Raw genomic sequence first — 16015 nt, forward strand, 5'->3', positions numbered from 1 at the left:
CGCGGCCTACACCTCCAGCCACTCCTTGCGCACCTGCGTGTTCGCCTTGAGGTCCGCCGGCGTGCCCTCGAACACGATGTGGCCGTGACCCATCACGTAGACGCGCTGGGAGATGTCCAGCGCGATCGCCAGTTTCTGTTCGATCAGCAAGACCGAGACGCCCCGCTCCTTGAGCGTCTTCAGGAAGTCCCCCACCAGCGTGACGATCATCGGCGCCAGCCCTTCGGTGGGCTCGTCGATCAGGATCAGGTCGGGGTCGCCCATCAGCGTGCGGCACAGCGTCAGCATCTGCTGCTCGCCGCCGGACAGCACGCCGGCTGCCGTATGCTCGCGCTCCCTCAGGCGCGGGAACATGCGGAACATGTCCTCCTCGGTCCACCGGGGCTTTGGCTGCCGCGGGTTGCGCTTCTCCCCCAGCAGCAGGTTCTGCCGCACCGTCAGCGAGGGAAAGATGTCGCGGTTCTCCGGCACGTAGCCGATGCCCGCATGGGCGATCTCGAAGGTGCGCTGACCCAGGATTTCCTGGTCGCGGAAGCGCACGGAGCCTTCCGCCTTGACCATGCCGAGGATGGCCTTGGCCATGGTCGAGCGCCCCACCCCGTTGCGCCCCAGCAGCGCCACGATCTCGCCCTCGTCGATATGGGCGTCCACGCCGTGAAGGATGTGGCTCTTGCCGTAGTAGGCGTGCAATCCGGTGACGTCCAGCATGCGCTTGCCCATCAGTGCGCTCCTTCCATGGCCGGTTCGTCGAGGGTCGTGCCCAGGTAGGCCTCCTTGACCTTGCGGTTGTTGCGGATGGCCACCGGGGTGTCCGTGGCGATGACCTCGCCATAGACCAGCACCGAGATGCGGTCCGCCAGGCCGAACACCACGCTCATGTCGTGCTCCACCATGATCAGCGTCTTGCCGACCGTGACCTTGCGGATCAGCTCCACCGCATGGTCGGACTCCGACCGGCTCATGCCGGCCGTCGGTTCATCCAGCAGGATCACCTCGGCACCGCCGGCGATCGTGATGCCGATTTCCAGCGCGCGCTGCTCCGCATAGGTCAGCAATCCCGCCTGGGTATGGCGGCGATGCCGCATGCCGATCAGCTCCAGCACCTCCTCCGCCCGCTCGCGCGCATCGCGCAACTCGGACAGCCGGTGCCAGAACGAATACTTGTAGCCGAGCGCCCACAGCACGGCGCAGCGCAGGTTCTCGAACACCGACAGCCGGTGGAAGATATTGGTGATCTGGAAACTGCGCGACAAGCCCATCCGGTTGATCTCGAAGGGCCGCAGTCCCGCGATGCTTTCACCGTTCAGCTTCACGGTGCCCGAGGACGGCGCGAAGCGACCCGAGATCAGGTTGAAGGTGGTGGATTTGCCGGCGCCGTTCGGGCCGATCAGCGCGTGACGCTCGCCCTTGCCAATCGTCAGCGAGACGCCGCGGATGATCTCGGTCTGGCCAAATTTCTTGCGTACGTCGTTGAGTTCCAGCGCGGGCGTGCCCACGCCTGTCGTGGCCGCCGTCATGCCTGACCTCCGAATTCCGCCTGAATCTTGTCGAGTTCGGCGCGCACGCGCCCCGTCGCCCATCGCCACGCAAAGTAGCCCGCCGTCCAGAGCGCCGCCGCGGCGATCCACGGCGGCAGCGTGCCCGCATCGAACCCGATGCCGAAGAGTCGCATCGCGGTGCCGTTCGCGCTATCCACCTGCACCTTGTAGACCAGCTCCACGGTCAGGATCATCGCGGCCAGCAACACCAGGCCCGCGGCCGCGGCCTGGCCGTAGGACGGCAGCATCCGGCCGAGCCGCTTCTTCGCCAGCAGCGGCACCTGCATCAGCAGCAGGCTGGCGATGCCACCCGGCACGAACATCACCATCATCACGAAGAACAGGCCCAGGTACAGCAGCCACGCCTTGGTCAGGTCCGACAGCGCCACCGCGAACAGGACGAACACCACCGCGCCGATGACCGGGCCGAAGAACACCCCGGCACCGCCGATGAACGCCGCCAGCAGCACGCCGCCCGAGCGCACGGCGCTGACGTTCTCGGCCGATACGATCTCGAAGTTGATGGCCGACAGCGCGCCGGAAATGCCCGCGAAGAACGCCGACAGGATCAGCACCAGGTACCGCACGCGCTGGGTGTTGTAGCCGATGAACTCCACGCGCTCGGGGTTGTCGCGCACCGCATTGGCAATGCGCCCCAGCGGCGTCTGCGTCCACGCGTACATGGCCGCCATCGACACCAGGCACCATGCGGCTATCAGGTAGTAGACCTGCCGGCCCGGACCGAATGTCAGGCCGAGGAACGACTCCCCGACCACGCGATTGGTGGAGATGCCGCCCTCGCCCCCGAAGAAGTCCGGGAACATCAGCGAACTGGCGAACACCATCTCGCCGATGCCCATCGTGATCATGGCAAACGTGGTGCCGGACTTCTTGGTGGTCACGTAGCCGAACAGCACGCCGAAGAACGCGCCGGCCAGCCCGCCCACCAGCGGCAACATCGACACCGGCAGCCAGACCTTGCCCGCGCCGATCATGTTCAGCACGTGCACGGCGATGAAGGCGCCCAGCCCTGAATAGACCGCGTGCCCGAATGACAGCATGCCGGTCTGCCCGAGCAGCATGTTGTAGGACAGCGCGAAGATGATCATGATGCCCATCTGCGACATCAGCGTCACCGCGAAACCGCCCGTGAAGATCAGCGGCATCACCAGCATCAGCAGGGCCGTGAGGCCCCAGATCAACCAGCGCGCCAGGTTGAGCGGCCGATAGCGCATCGTGCGGCCGGTCACGACCTGATCCGGGCGTTGTTGCATGGTTGTCGACTCCATCGCTCAGCTCTCCCGGGTACCCATGAGCCCGCGTGGGCGGAAAATCAGCATCACCACCAGCAACAGGTACGGCAGCACCGGGGCCACCTGCGCCACCGTGAGCTTCCATAGCGAACTGAATGGCGTGGCGTCCGTCACGGCCATGCCCAGGCTGCCGAGCAGGCCGGCCAGGGAGGCATCGATCGTCACCGCGAAGGTCTGCAGCACGCCGATCAGGATCGAGGCAATGAATGCCCCGACCAGCGACCCCATGCCGCCCACCACCGCCACCACGAAGACGATGGTCCCCACCGCCGCCGCCATCGACGGCTCCGTCACGAAGGCATTGCCGCCGATGACCCCGGCCAGTCCGGCCAGAGCCGCCCCGCCGCCGAACACCATCATGAAGACGCGCGGCACGTTGTGGCCCAGCGCCTCCACCATCTCAGGGTGCGTCAGCGCGGCCTGGATGACCAGCCCGATGCGCGTGCGCGTCAGCACCAGGTAGATCGCCACCAGCATGCTCATCGACACCAGCATCATGAAGGCGCGGTATTTGGGGAACGACGAGGTAAACACCGTGAACAACGGGCCGTCGAGTTCGGCCGGTATCCGGTATGGCACCGCGGCCAGGCCCCAGACCAGCTTGACGCCTTCCTCGATCAGATAGGCCAGGCCGAAGGTGAACAGCAGCTCGGCCACATGCCCGTACTTGTGGACGGTGCGCAGGCCGAAGCGCTCCACCAGCGCCCCGGCCCCGGCCACCAGCAGCGGCGCCAGGATCAGCGCGGGCCAGAAGCCAACCTTGGTGGCGATGGTGTAGGCAAAGTAGGCGCCCAGCATATAGAAGCTGGCGTGCGCGAAATTGAGCACACCCATCATGCTGAAGATGAGCGTGAGCCCCGAGGACAGCATGAACAGCAACAGCCCGTAGCTGATGCCGTTCAACAGCGAGATGACGAAGAATTCCACCGCGGATCCTTGAAATGCATCCCGGATGCCCGGATGCCGCCGCCCCCGGAGCCGGGGACGGCGGTTCAGCGCGGGTCAGGTCCGGCAGGTCAGGAGTATGCAGCAAGTGGCGGCGGCGTCGCACCGCCGCCATCGGCCGCCCACGTTCAGCCCGGCCGCTTCATCTGGCAGGAAGTCGGCTGCGCGGCCACGAACGGGTCGAGCTGCGCATTGGTCTTCCAGCCGTAGCCGGTGTTCTCCTGGTCGAACTTGATGTCCTTGCCGTTGACCTTGGTCCACGTGGCCACCACCAGCGGTTGCTGGGCCTGGTGGTCCGTGTTCCGCATCTCCACGGTGCCGTTCATGCTGTCGACCTTGATGCCTTCCAGCGCCTTGGCCACCTTGACCGGATCGGTGGAGCCGGCGTCCTTCATGGCCTTGGCCAACATGGCGATGCCCGTGTACGACGCCATCACGTAGAAGTCGTCGTTGTACTTCTTCTTGTAGCCCTCGACGACGTCGGCGCCCTTGAAGCCCTCGTTGTTCGGGTTGTAGTAGCCCACGTACTTGACATGCTCCGCGCCGGACGCGCCCATGGCGGTCGGCACGCCCGTCGTGGCGGCGTAGTAGGTGTAGTAGTTGGTGGTGAGCCCGGCGTCCTTGCCGGCCTTGATCAGCAGCGCCAGGTCGCTGCCCCAGTTGCCGGTGATGACCGTATCGGCGCCGGAAGCCTTGATCTTGGCCGCGTACGGCGCAAAGTCCTTGACCTGTGCCAGCGGGTGCAGGTCTTCACCTACGATCTGGATGTCCGGGCGCTTGCGCTTCAGGTACTCCTTGGCTGCGCGCGTCACCTGGTGTCCGAACGAGTAGTTCTGGTTGATCAGGTAGACCTTCTTGACGTTGGGATCCTTGGCCAGGTAGGTGGTCAGGGCCTCCATCTTCATGTCGGAATTGGCGTCCAGCCGGAAATGCCAGTAGCTGCATTTGCTGTTGGTCATGTCCGGATCCACCGCGGCGTAGTTCAGATAGATGATCTCCTTGCCGGGGTTGCGCTCGTTGTGCTTGGCCACCGCATCTTCCAGCGCCAGGCCCACGGACGATCCGTTGCCCTGCACGATATAGCGGATGTTCTGGTCCACCGCCTGCTTGAGGATGGTCAGGCTTTCCTGCGGCGAGAGCTTGTTGTCGAAGCCCACCACTTCAAACTTGTTTGCGCCGCCCCAGCCCTTCTGGTTGGCCACATCGGCCACAAACTGCCAGCTCTTCAACTGGTTCTGTCCCACCGGGGCCATCAGCCCAGACAACGGATCGATGAAGGCAATCTTCACCGTTTCCGCTGCCGCCATGCCCGAAACCAGCGTGGAACCCAGTGCCGCAAATACCGCCACACCGGCTACCAGCGGACGCATCTTGGTCATACCTGTCTCCTTCACTCTATTGTCGTTTGGCGAATGGAACGGCTGCCCGCGGCATTGCGCACGGACGACCGGGATCCGACGACGGCCACGCCCTCCTCGCGTGAACCGCCGTCTCTGCGGCGCCCCTCGACGGGACGCCGCAAATGCCTGCTGCTGCCTGCTATGGGATATACGCCTGGATGGGGCTCAGGCGGTGGGCAGCTTGTAGTCCTTGAACTGATCGCGCAGCTTGAGCTTCTGCATCTTGCCCGTGGCGGTCAGCGGGATTTCCGTGACAAAGGCCACGTCATCGGGAATCCACCATTTGGCGACCTTGCCTTCGAAGAAGCCCAGCAATTCTTCGCGCGTGACGTCCGTGTTAGGCCGCTTCACCACCACCAGCAGCGGGCGCTCGTCCCACTTGGGGTGATAGGCCGAGATGCACGCGGCCATATGCACGGCGGGATGCGCCGCGGCCACGTTTTCGACGTCGATCGACGAAATCCACTCGCCGCCGGACTTGATCACGTCCTTGCTGCGGTCCGTGATCTGCATGTAGCCCTCCTGGTCGATTGTCGCCACGTCCCCGGTGGGGAACCAGCCATCGACCAGCGGGTTGTTGTCGTTGCGGTAGTACTGCGCGATGACCCACGGGCCGCGCACGAGCAGGTCGCCGAACGCCTTGCCGTCCCAGGGCAGCTCCTGCCCTTCTCCGTCGACGATCTTCATGTCCACGCCGTAGATCACGCGACCCTGCTTTTCGAGGATCTTGTGGCGCTCGTCCTCCGGCAGATCGTTGTGGCTGGCCAGCAGCTTGCACGACGTGCCCAGCGGAGACATCTCCGTCATGCCCCACGCGTGGATGACCTCCACGTCCAGCGCCTCCAGCGCGCGGATCATGGCGGGCGGTGCGGCCGAACCGCCGATCACGGTGCGGCGGAAGGTGGAGAATTTCAGCTTGTTGCTCTGGATGTACTGGAGCAGCCCCAGCCAGACCGTCGGCACGCCGGCGGAAAAGGTCACCTTCTCCTGCTCGAACAGCTCATAGAGCGATGCGCCGTCGAGCTTCGCACCGGGGAACACCAGCTTGGCGCCGACCAGCGGCACCGAGTACGGCAGGCCCCACGCATTGACGTGGAACATCGGCACGACCGGCAGGATCACGTCGCGCGCCGAACAGCCCAGCGCATCGGGCAATGCGGACGCATACGAGTGCAACACCGTGGAGCGATGGGAATACAGCGCACCCTTGGGGTTGCCGGTGGTGCCGGACGTGTAGCAGAGGCTGGACGCGAGGTTCTCGTCGAACTCCGGCCAGTCATAGTTGCCGTCCTGCGCGTCGATCAGGTCCTCGTAGCAGATCAGCGGAACCTTCGGCTCGGCCGGCATGTGGGCGCGGTCGGTCATGATGACCCAGCCCTTCACCTTCGGGCAGTGCGGCGCCACGCCTTCCACCAGCGGCTGGAACGTCGAATCGAAGAAGACGTAGCCGTCCTCCGCGTGATTGACGATGTAGGCGATCTGCTCGGGAAACAGGCGCGGATTGATGGTGTGGCACACGGCGCCCATGCCGGACACGCCGTAGTAGACCTCGAGGTGCCGGTAGCCATTCCAGGCCAGCGTGCCGACGCGCTCGCCCTGTTGCACGCCCAGCGCACCCAGCGCCTGCGCCAGCTTGCGGGCCCGCAATTCGCAATCGCGGTAGGTGTAGCGGTGGAGGTCGCCCTCTGTCCGTCGCGAGACGATTTCGGTGCTGCCGTAATAGCGTGCAGCGTGCTTGATGATGGAGGAAATGAGCAGCGGCGCGCTCATCATTTGACCCATCAGTGCCATGAAATGGTCTCCAGTCTTATATTGATCGGTCGAAAAAACGAACAACCGTTCTAATTTTTGGCCGATTGTTCCCACACCCTGCCAACAGCAAAAATAAAACCCTGGTGATGTTTGCATTTGACGCGTGCCGTGACCTCTCTCTCCAGCGGCACGCGGGCCCTGTCATGCACGAAATTGATGTCCGCTATTTGCGTGGCGTGGCGCCGACGCGGACACCCCTTGGCCGACAGGGGAAAACCGGTGCAAGTACAATACTGCGAGCCCAGATGTGTCTCAATATGTCGTTTTCCCCTAGCCTGTTGGCGCACGTGAACAGGGCACGCGGAAACGCCATCCGGCTCCGTACCATTCACCCCGCAAATAGCGCCCCTTGCGCATAGGCTGTCGATGTCCACCGATTCCCACGACGCGTTGAAGCGATCGCCCTACTCCGTGCCGTTCCGCACCGCACCCGGCTTTGCCGCGCTGGGCGAGCGCTTTTTCACCCGACTGCCCCCCACGCCGCTGCCATCGCCCTATCTGGTCAGCGTGGCCCCCGCTGCCGCCGCACTGCTGGGCTGGGATGCCGGCACGATCGGCCAGGCCGCACGCGAGCCGGACTTCATCGATGCCTTCGTCGGCAACAGCATCCCCGACTGGTCCGACCCGCTCGCCTCCGTCTACTCGGGCCACCAGTTCGGCGTATGGGCAGGCCAACTCGGCGACGGACGGGCGATCCGGCTCGCGGAAGCGCAGATGCCGGACGGCCCGTGGGAAATCCAGCTCAAGGGAGCCGGCCTGACGCCCTATTCGCGCATGGCCGATGGCCGCGCCGTGCTGCGTTCGTCGATCCGCGAATACTTGTGCTCGGAAGCCATGTTCGCGCTGGGCGTGCCGACCACCCGGGCGCTGTCGATCATCGGGTCCGACGCGCCGGTGCGCCGCGAGACCATCGAGACCTCCGCCGTGGTCACCCGGCTGGCGCCGAGCTTTATCCGCTTCGGCCATTTCGAGCATTTCGCGGCGCGCGAGGACCACGCGTCGCTGCGCCAGCTGGCCGATTTCGTGATCGACCGCTTCTACCCGGCCTGCCGCGATGCGGCCAGTCCCTACCAGGCGCTGCTGCGCGAGGTCTCGCTGCGCACGGCGGACCTGGTGGCCCAGTGGCAGGCCGTGGGGTTCTGTCATGGCGTCATGAACACCGACAACATGTCGATCCTCGGGCTGACCATCGACTATGGCCCGTTCGGTTTCCTGGACGCGTTTGACGCCAACCATATCTGCAACCATTCCGACCAGCAGGGCCGCTACGCCTACAGCCAGCAGCCGCAGGTCGCGTTCTGGAACCTGCATTGCCTGGCGCAGGCGCTGCTGCCGCTCTGGCGCGATGCTGATGCCGCCGACCCGGAGGCGGAAAAGGAAGCTGCCGTGGCCGCCGCGCGCGAGGCACTGGACCCGTTTCGCGACCGCTATGCCGCCGCGTTCTTCAGCCAGTATCGCGCCAAGCTGGGCCTGCGCCCGCTCGGCGGCGGGGACAACGAGGACGAGGCGCTGCTGACCAACCTGTTCCGCGTGCTGCATGCCAACCGCGTGGACTACACCTTGTTCTGGCGCAACCTCGCCCGCATATCAGCGGCGGATGCGTCGGGCGACGCGCCGGTGCGCGACCTGTTCCTGGACCGCGCCGCATGGGATGCCTGGGCGGCGGAATATCGCACCCGTCTGCAGGCCGAGCAATCGGACGACGCGGCGCGTGCCGTCGCGATGCTTGCCGTCAACCCGAAATATGTGCTGCGCAACCACCTGGCCGAAACCGCCATCCGCGCCGCGCGCGACAAGGACTTCGGCGAAGTGGACCGGCTGCTGGCGGTGCTGTCCCGGCCGTTCGACGAGCAGCCCGAATCGGAACACTACGCAACGCTGCCTCCGGACTGGGCGTCCGGGCTCGAAGTGAGCTGCTCGTCCTGATACGGCGTGCCCGCGAGGTTGTAAGGCGCGCGAGGCAAGACCGACTAACTGGCTCCTCGGCGGCCCGGCCGGCCGCCGAACCTGAAAGGAAGCAAGATGACCACGACCAAGACCGACGCCGAGTGGCGTGACCAACTCTCCGACATCGAATACCGCGTGGCGCGGGAAGCCGCGACCGAGCGTCCGTTCACGGGCCGCTACTGGGACCACTGGAACCAGGGCATCTACCATTGCGTGGGCTGCGGCACACCGCTGTTCGAATCGTCCACCAAATTCGATGCCGGCTGCGGCTGGCCGAGCTACTTCCGCCCGATCAACGGCGAAGTCATCGCCGAGCACGTGGACCACACTCACGGCATGACGCGCGTCGAAGTCCGGTGCAAGGAATGCGACAGCCATCTGGGCCACGTTTTCGAGGACGGCCCGGCCCCGACCGGATTGCGCTATTGCATCAACTCGGCTGCGTTAAAATTCGACGATCGGGATCCGGCCGACCGCGGGTGACGCCGCCGTTACACCGGACGCCAGCATCGATCCGTATCCCGGATCACACGCGGGCCCTCGGGCCCGCCAACCAGACCTCGTCCGCATGAAATTTCTTTTCGACCTGTTCCCGGTCATCCTGTTCTTCATCGCCTTCAAGCTGTTCGGCATCTATCCGGCCACGGCCGCGGCCATCGTCGCCACGGTCCTGCAGATTGCGTGGGTGCGCTTCCGGCACGGCAAGGTGGAGCCGATGCAATGGGTCAGCCTGGTCATCATCGGCGTGTTCGGCGGCGCCACCATCCTGCTGCACAACGAGACCTTCATCAAATGGAAGCCCACGGTGCTGTACTGGCTGTTCGCCGTGACGCTGATCGGGTCGGTGGTCGGCTGGCGCAAGAACCTGGTCCGCGCCATGATGGAAAAGCAGGTCACCCTGCCGGATGCGACGTGGAGCCGCCTGAACGCCGCCTGGGCCGCCTTCTTCGCGGCAATGGGCGTCGTGAACCTGTACGTGGCCTATCAGTTTTCCACCGACACCTGGGTCAACTTCAAGCTGTTCGGCAGCATGGGCCTGATGGTCGTCTTCATCGTGGTCCAGAGCATCTGGCTGTCGCGCCACATCCAGGAAACCCCGTCCGAGTAACGGACCCACCCCAACGAAGGAACCCGGATGGCAGCCGATCCCGCCACCATCGAGGCGCTGCTGCGCGCGGCCCTCGCCCCCTCCCGCCTTGCCGTGCGCGATGACAGCGCGGCCCATGCCGGCCATGCCGGCGCGGCATCCGGCGGAGGCCACTACGATGTCACAATCGTGAGCGAGCAGTTTGCGGGTCACTCCCGCGTAACGCGTCACCGCATGGTGTATGATGCGCTGCGCGCGCTGTTCCCCTCGCAGATTCACGCGCTGGCAGTGAGCGCATATACCGACCAAGAATATCAATCCCGCGAAGCATCACGCGACGCTACCCGCAACTCTCAGACCTGATTCCATGAAGACCACCGTCCTCTCGTTCAGCCTGGCGGCTGTGCTTGCTGCTGGCAGCCTGCCTGCAATCGCCCAGAACGCCGCCGTTGTGAATGGCAAGCCCATCCCCTCGGCCAAGCTGGACAAGCTGATCGCCGGCACCGGCCAGCCCGCAAGCCAGGAGCTGCGCGACCGTGCCCGCACCATGCTGATCGACCGGGAACTGCTGCTGCAAGAAGCCGGCAAGCGCGGCATCACCCAGCGTGACGACGTGCAGGAACAACTGGAACAGGCCAAGCTGAACGTGCTGGCGGGCGCCGTGTTCGAGGACTACGTGCGGACCCACGGCGCCAGCGACGACGAACTGCGCAAGCAGTACGAGAAGATCAAGTCGCAGTTCGGCAACGGCAAGGAATACCACGCCCGCCACATCCTGGTGGAAAAGGAAGCCGACGCCAAGGCGCTGATCGCCAAGATCAAGGGCGGCGCCAAGTTCGAGGACGTCGCCAAGGCGTCGTCGAAGGACACGGGCTCCGCGACCAACGGCGGCGACCTGGACTGGGCCAACAGCAGCAGCTACGTGCCGGAATTCTCGGCCGCGATGACCGGCCTGAAGAAGGGCCAGATGACCGACACCCCGGTCAAGACCCAGTTTGGCTGGCACATCATCGAGCTGGTGGACACGCGCGACGCCAAGATCCCCTCGTTCGAGGAAGTGAAGCCCCAGCTCCAGCAGATGCTGATGGGCGACCAGGGCTGGCAACGCGAGCAGTTCCAGGCGATGATGAAGTCGCTCAAGGACAAGGCCAAGATCCAGTAAGGACCTTCGCACTGCCCCAAGAAAAAACCGGCGCTTCGGCGCCGGTTTTCTTTTTGGGATGCGGCACCGGAGGTTCCGGATCACCGCGTTAAGCGCGCTAAGGCACACTTTGGTGACATCTTTCCGTTTCCGCTGGTCGGGCCCATCGGTAAAATCCGAATTCTGGTTGTTTGGTGCCGGTCGCCGGGAATGACCCGTGCGGCGCGCCGCCAGAACACAACAGAGGGCACTGCGACGATGGGCGTAACGAGCGGCTACTGGCACATGTGGCACCTCTATTCCAGCGGCATCATCTACTGCGCGCTGGGCATGCCCAATATCGAGTGCACTGGCATGCGCTGGCGCCACCTCCACCCCTACGTGCCTACGCGGGACCGCTACGCACAGTCCAAGCTGCTGCAGGCCACGATCGCCTACATGGAGATCCATGGCGAGATCGACGTGCCGCCCGATTCGGACCGCATGCGGCTGCTCTATTCGCGATACCTGCCCTGGAGCGCCCGGCTTTACATGCCGTCGATGACGCCTCCCGAAGCGGGCACACCCGCAGACCCCGAGTCCCCCGACGGGGCAGATGGCAGCGGTGGAGCCGGCGGGGCGGCGCCTGCCGCGGTGGCGTAGGCTCCCCTATACGACAGTCGCATCTGCTCCCCGCCTTTCCCCCTTCCCCTATACAGCACACCAAACCCCAAACAATAAGGCCCGCTTACGCGGGCCTTATTGCTACTGCGGCGAGTCGAACCTGACGGTTACCCCACCCACTTCCGTGCATTGCGGAACATCCGCATCCACGGGCTGTCACCCTCGCCCGCCTGCTTCCAGGCATCCGGCGCCCAGCTCATGGTCGCGGCACGGAACACGCGCTCCGGGTGCGGCATCAGCACGGTGAAGCGGCCGTCCACGGTCGTCACCGACGTGATGCCTTCCGGCGAACCGTTCGGATTCAGCGGATAGGTCTGCGTTGCCACGCCCTGGTTGTCGACGAAGCGCAGCGCCACCTTGGCGGCGTTGATGTCACCCTGCTGGGAAAAGTCGGCAAACCCTTCGCCGTGTGCCACGACAATCGGAATACGGCTGCCTTCCATGCCGGCAAAGAAGATCGACGACGACTGCTGCACTTCCACCGTGACGAAGCGCGCCTCGTACTGCTCCGACTGGTTGCGCGTGAACTTGGGCCACGCATTGGCACCCGGGATGATCGGCGCCAGGTTGCTCATCATCTGGCAGCCGTTGCATACGCCCAGCGCAAAGGTGTCCTGACGGTTGAAGAACGCCGCGAACTGCTCGGCCATCTGCGCGTTGAACAGGATCGTCTTGGCCCAGCCTTCACCGGCACCCAGCACGTCGCCGTAGCTGAAGCCACCGCAGGCCACGAAGCCGCTGAAGTCCGCCAGGTTGGCGCGGCCGGCGATCAGGTCGCTCATATGCACGTCGTGCGCGTCAAAGCCGGCGCGATCCATGCTGTACGCCATCTCGATCTGCGAGTTGACACCCTGCTCGCGCAGGATGGCCACACGCGGGCGGGCGCCGGTGGCGATGAACGGCGCGGCGATGTCTTCGGCCGCATCGAACGTCAGCACCGGGCGGATGCCGGGGTCGCTGCCATCCAGTAGGCGATCGTATTCGCTGTCCGCACAGGCCGGGTTGTCGCGCAGGCGCGCGATGCGCCAGCTGACTTCGGTCCAGTTGCGTTGCAGATCGGCCCGCGCGGCACCGAACACCTTCTTGGCGTCGCGATAGATCTCGACCTGGTCGGACGTATTGGGCTTGCCGATCACATGGCTGCATGCCGACAGGCCCGCTTCGCGCAGCACGCCGAACACGGTGTCGCGCTCGTCCAGGCGCACCTGGATCACCGCGCCAAGCTCTTCCGAGAACAGCGCGCGCAGCGTCTGGTCGTTGCGACGCTCAGCCACCTGCTGCGCCCAGTTCTTGGCGTCGCCGTAATCCTGCTCCTGGCCCGGGTCCAGCGCGAGCATATCCACGTTCAGCGACACGCCGCAGTGGCCGGCAAACGCCATCTCGGCCACGGCCGCGAGGAAGCCGCCATCCGAGCGGTCGTGATAGGCCAGCAGCTTGCCCTCGCGGTTCAGGCGCTGGATCACGTTGAAGAAGTTCTTCAGGTCTTCGGCGCTGTCGACGTCCGGCGCGCTGTCGCCCACCTGCTGCGTGACCTGCGCCAGGATGCTGCCACCCATGCGATTCTTGCCGCGACCCAGGTCGATGGCGATCAGCACGCTGTCGCCCAGGTCGGTGCGCAGTTGCGGCGTCAGCGTCCGGTTGACGTCATCCACGGCGGCAAACGCCGAGATGATCAGAGACACCGGCGCCACCACTTCCTTGTCGCCCTCGGCATCCGACCACTTGGTGCGCATGGACAGCGAATCCTTGCCCACCGGAATGCTGATGCCCAGTGCCGGGCACAGTTCCATGCCGACCGCGTGCACGGTGTCGTACAGCCTGGCATCCTCGCCGGCGACGCCGCACGCGGCCATCCAGTTGGCGGACAGCTTGACCTTGCTCAGGTCCTTGACCGGCGCGGCGGCCAGGTTGGTCAGCGCCTCGCCGATCGCCATGCGCCCGGACGCCGGGGCGTCGATCACGGCCAGCGGCGTGCGCTCGCCCATCGTCATCGCTTCGCCGGCATTGCCCTTGTAGTCGAGCGTGGTCACGGCCACGTCCGCCACCGGCACCTGCCACGGGCCAACCATCTGGTCGCGGGCATTCATGCCGCCGACGGTACGGTCGCCGATCGTGATCAGGAACGACTTGCTGGCGACGGTCGGGTGCCGCAGCACATCCTTGACCGCCTGTTCCAGCGCGATGCCGGTCACGTCGACGGCCGGCAGTTCCTGCGCCACGCGCGTCACGTCACGGTGCATGCGCGGCGGCTTGCCGAGCAGCACATCCATCGGCATGTCGACCGCGTAGTGCGCCTTGAGCGACGCGTCCACGTGCGCATCCACCAGTTGCAGCTGCTTTTCTTCCGTGGCCACGCCGACCACGGCAAACGGCGCGCGCTCGCGCTCGCACATCGCCTGGAACTGGGCAAAGCTGTTCGGGCCGATCGCCAGCACATAGCGTTCCTGCGACTCGTTGCACCAGATTTCTGCCGGGGACAGGCCCGACTCTTCCAGATGCACCTGGCGCAGGTCGAAGCGCGCGCCACGGCCGGCGCCGTCCACCAGTTCCGGGAACGCATTCGAGATACCGCCCGCGCCCACATCGTGGATCGACAGGATCGGGTTCTCATCGCCCAGTTGCCAGCACGCGTTGATGACTTCCTGCGCGCGGCGCTCCATTTCGGGGTTGCCACGCTGGACCGAATCGAAGTCCAGATCGGCCGTGTTGGTGCCGGTGGCCATCGAGCTGGCGGCGCCGCCGCCCATGCCGATGCGCATGCCCGGGCCGCCCAGCTGGATCAGCAGCGTGCCGGCCGGCAGCGGGTCCTTGTGCGTGTGGCCGCCGTCGATGTTGCCGATGCCGCCGGCAATCATGATGGGCTTGTGATAGCCGCGCACGGTGCCGCCCACGTTCTGCTCGTAGACGCGGAAGTAGCCGCCCAGGTTGGCGCGGCCGAATTCGTTGTTGAACGCGGCGCCGCCGAGCGGACCTTCGATCATGATCTGCAACGGCGAGGCGATGCGGTCCGGCTTGCCGGTCACGCCGGACTTGTCGTCCGGGTTGCGATGGGCCATCGGCTGGGCCGCGTCGCGCGCGTTCTCCCAGGATTCGACGGCGTCCGGCAGCATCAGGTTGGACACCGTGAAGCCGGTCAGGCCCGCCTTCGGCTTGGCGCCGCGGCCGGTGGCACCCTCGTCGCGAATCTCGCCGCCGGCGCCGGTGGAGGCCCCCGGGAACGGCGAAATGGCGGTCGGGTGGTTGTGGGTTTCCACCTTCATCAGGGTGTGAGTCAGCGCCTCGTGGCGGCCGTACTTCTGGTCCGCGCCACGCGGGAACCAGCGCTCGGCCACATCGCCTTCCATCACGGCGGAGTTGTCCGAATACGCCACGATCGAACCCTGCGGATTCAGCTGGTGCGTATTGCGGATCATCGCGAACAGCGACTTGTCCTGGTTCACGCCATCGATGGTCCAGGTGGCGTTGAAGATCTTGTGGCGGCAGTGTTCGCTGTTGGCCTGCGCGAACATCATCAGCTCGACGTCGGTCGGGTTGCGGCCGAGCTTGCCATAGGCGTCCAGCAGGTAGTCGATTTCGTCCTCGGACAGCGCCAGGCCCATCGCCGTGTTGGCCTCGGCCAGCGCGGCGCGGCCACCCGCGATATCGATGAACTGCAGCGGCTTGGCCGGCAACTCCTGGAACAGGCCGGCGGCGTCTTCGCGCGTGGCGACCACGGTCTCGGTCATGCGGTCGAACAGGTGCGCAGCCACGGCGGCGCGCACATCGGCGCCCAGCGTCTTGCGGCCGCGCAGCAGGCCCTTCTTGCAGATCACGGTGATCTCGACGCCGCGCTCGATGCGATGCACGTGGTTGAGGCCGCAGTTATGGGCGATGTCGGTCGCCTTGCTGGCCCAGGGCGAGATCGTGCCGAAACGCGGGATCACGACAAAGCGGTCGCCATCGGTCTGGGCGGTGAACGGCGCGCCATAGGTCAGCAACGCAGCGATGCGCGACTGGTCCTCGGCGGACAACGGGGTGTCGGTGTCGACAAAATGCAGGAACTGGCCATGCACCGATTCAATATCGGCGTCGATCTGTTGAAGCGCGGCAAGCAGCCGTTGCTGACGGAAGGCGGAAAGCGCCAAAGCGCCGGGGAAGCACGAGAAATGCGCCATGATCGTAGCGGTCGG

13 protein-coding genes are annotated in these 16015 nt (G+C 65.4%); 6 read left to right on the forward strand and 7 right to left on the reverse strand.

The window, feature by feature from the left end:
• Positions 1 to 6: 6 nt before the first annotated feature.
• From BLR29_RS00760 to BLR29_RS00785, 6 genes are all read right to left on the reverse strand, one after another.
• Positions 7 to 720: an ABC transporter ATP-binding protein gene (locus tag BLR29_RS00760; RefSeq protein ID WP_092133814.1), complete on the reverse strand. Its 714-nt coding sequence runs from the start codon at positions 718 to 720 to the stop codon at positions 7 to 9.
• Positions 720 to 1517 carry an ABC transporter ATP-binding protein gene (locus BLR29_RS00765; protein ID WP_092133816.1) on the reverse strand — a complete coding sequence of 266 codons (798 nt, stop codon included), beginning with the start codon at positions 1515 to 1517 and terminating at the stop codon, positions 720 to 722. Before BLR29_RS00765 ends, BLR29_RS00760 begins: the two co-directional genes overlap by 1 nt.
• Positions 1514 to 2827: a branched-chain amino acid ABC transporter permease gene (locus tag BLR29_RS00770; protein ID WP_092133818.1), complete on the reverse strand. Its 1314-nt coding sequence runs from the start codon at positions 2825 to 2827 to the stop codon at positions 1514 to 1516. The genes BLR29_RS00765 and BLR29_RS00770 overlap by 4 nt, the downstream gene beginning before the upstream one ends.
• Positions 2828 to 2830: 3 nt before the next feature.
• A complete protein-coding gene (locus tag BLR29_RS00775) occupies positions 2831 to 3778 on the reverse strand; it encodes a branched-chain amino acid ABC transporter permease (RefSeq protein ID WP_092133820.1) in 948 nt (315 codons plus the stop codon).
• A gap of 146 nt (positions 3779 to 3924) precedes the next feature.
• Positions 3925 to 5175 carry a branched-chain amino acid ABC transporter substrate-binding protein gene (locus BLR29_RS00780; RefSeq protein ID WP_092133822.1) on the reverse strand — a complete coding sequence of 417 codons (1251 nt, stop codon included), beginning with the start codon at positions 5173 to 5175 and terminating at the stop codon, positions 3925 to 3927.
• Positions 5176 to 5361: 186 nt separating this feature from the next.
• Positions 5362 to 6987: a 3-(methylthio)propionyl-CoA ligase gene (locus tag BLR29_RS00785; RefSeq protein ID WP_092133824.1), complete on the reverse strand. Its 1626-nt coding sequence runs from the start codon at positions 6985 to 6987 to the stop codon at positions 5362 to 5364.
• Between the two features lie 387 nt (positions 6988 to 7374).
• Here BLR29_RS00785 and BLR29_RS00790 point away from each other — a divergent pair, with 387 nt between their 5' ends.
• From BLR29_RS00790 to BLR29_RS00815, 6 genes are all read left to right on the forward strand, one after another.
• A complete protein-coding gene (locus tag BLR29_RS00790; RefSeq protein ID WP_092133825.1) occupies positions 7375 to 8934 on the forward strand; it encodes a protein adenylyltransferase SelO in 1560 nt (519 codons plus the stop codon).
• Between the two features lie 96 nt (positions 8935 to 9030).
• Positions 9031 to 9438 carry a peptide-methionine (R)-S-oxide reductase MsrB gene (gene msrB, locus BLR29_RS00795; RefSeq protein ID WP_092133827.1) on the forward strand — a complete coding sequence of 136 codons (408 nt, stop codon included), beginning with the start codon at positions 9031 to 9033 and terminating at the stop codon, positions 9436 to 9438.
• Between the two features lie 85 nt (positions 9439 to 9523).
• Positions 9524 to 10063, forward strand: a complete 540-nt coding sequence (locus BLR29_RS00800; RefSeq protein WP_092133829.1) for a septation protein A — start codon at positions 9524 to 9526, stop codon at positions 10061 to 10063.
• A gap of 27 nt (positions 10064 to 10090) precedes the next feature.
• Positions 10091 to 10405: a BolA family protein gene (locus tag BLR29_RS00805; RefSeq protein WP_092133831.1), complete on the forward strand. Its 315-nt coding sequence runs from the start codon at positions 10091 to 10093 to the stop codon at positions 10403 to 10405.
• 4 nt (positions 10406 to 10409) lie between these two features.
• Positions 10410 to 11204, forward strand: a complete 795-nt coding sequence (locus BLR29_RS00810) for a peptidylprolyl isomerase (RefSeq protein WP_092133833.1) — start codon at positions 10410 to 10412, stop codon at positions 11202 to 11204.
• Between the two features lie 264 nt (positions 11205 to 11468).
• Complete coding sequence (locus tag BLR29_RS00815; protein WP_255371059.1) at positions 11469 to 11825, forward strand: hypothetical protein; 357 nt, start codon at positions 11469 to 11471, stop codon at positions 11823 to 11825.
• Between the two features lie 128 nt (positions 11826 to 11953).
• On the opposite strand, the gene purL is transcribed toward BLR29_RS00815, so the two are convergent.
• Positions 11954 to 16000, reverse strand: coding sequence for a phosphoribosylformylglycinamidine synthase (gene purL, locus BLR29_RS00820; RefSeq protein ID WP_092133835.1), 4047 nt, complete (start codon positions 15998 to 16000; stop codon positions 11954 to 11956).
• Positions 16001 to 16015: the final 15 nt, after the last annotated feature.

The organism is Cupriavidus sp. YR651 (assembly GCF_900101625.1).
Taxonomy (GTDB): Bacteria; Pseudomonadota; Gammaproteobacteria; order Burkholderiales; family Burkholderiaceae; genus Cupriavidus.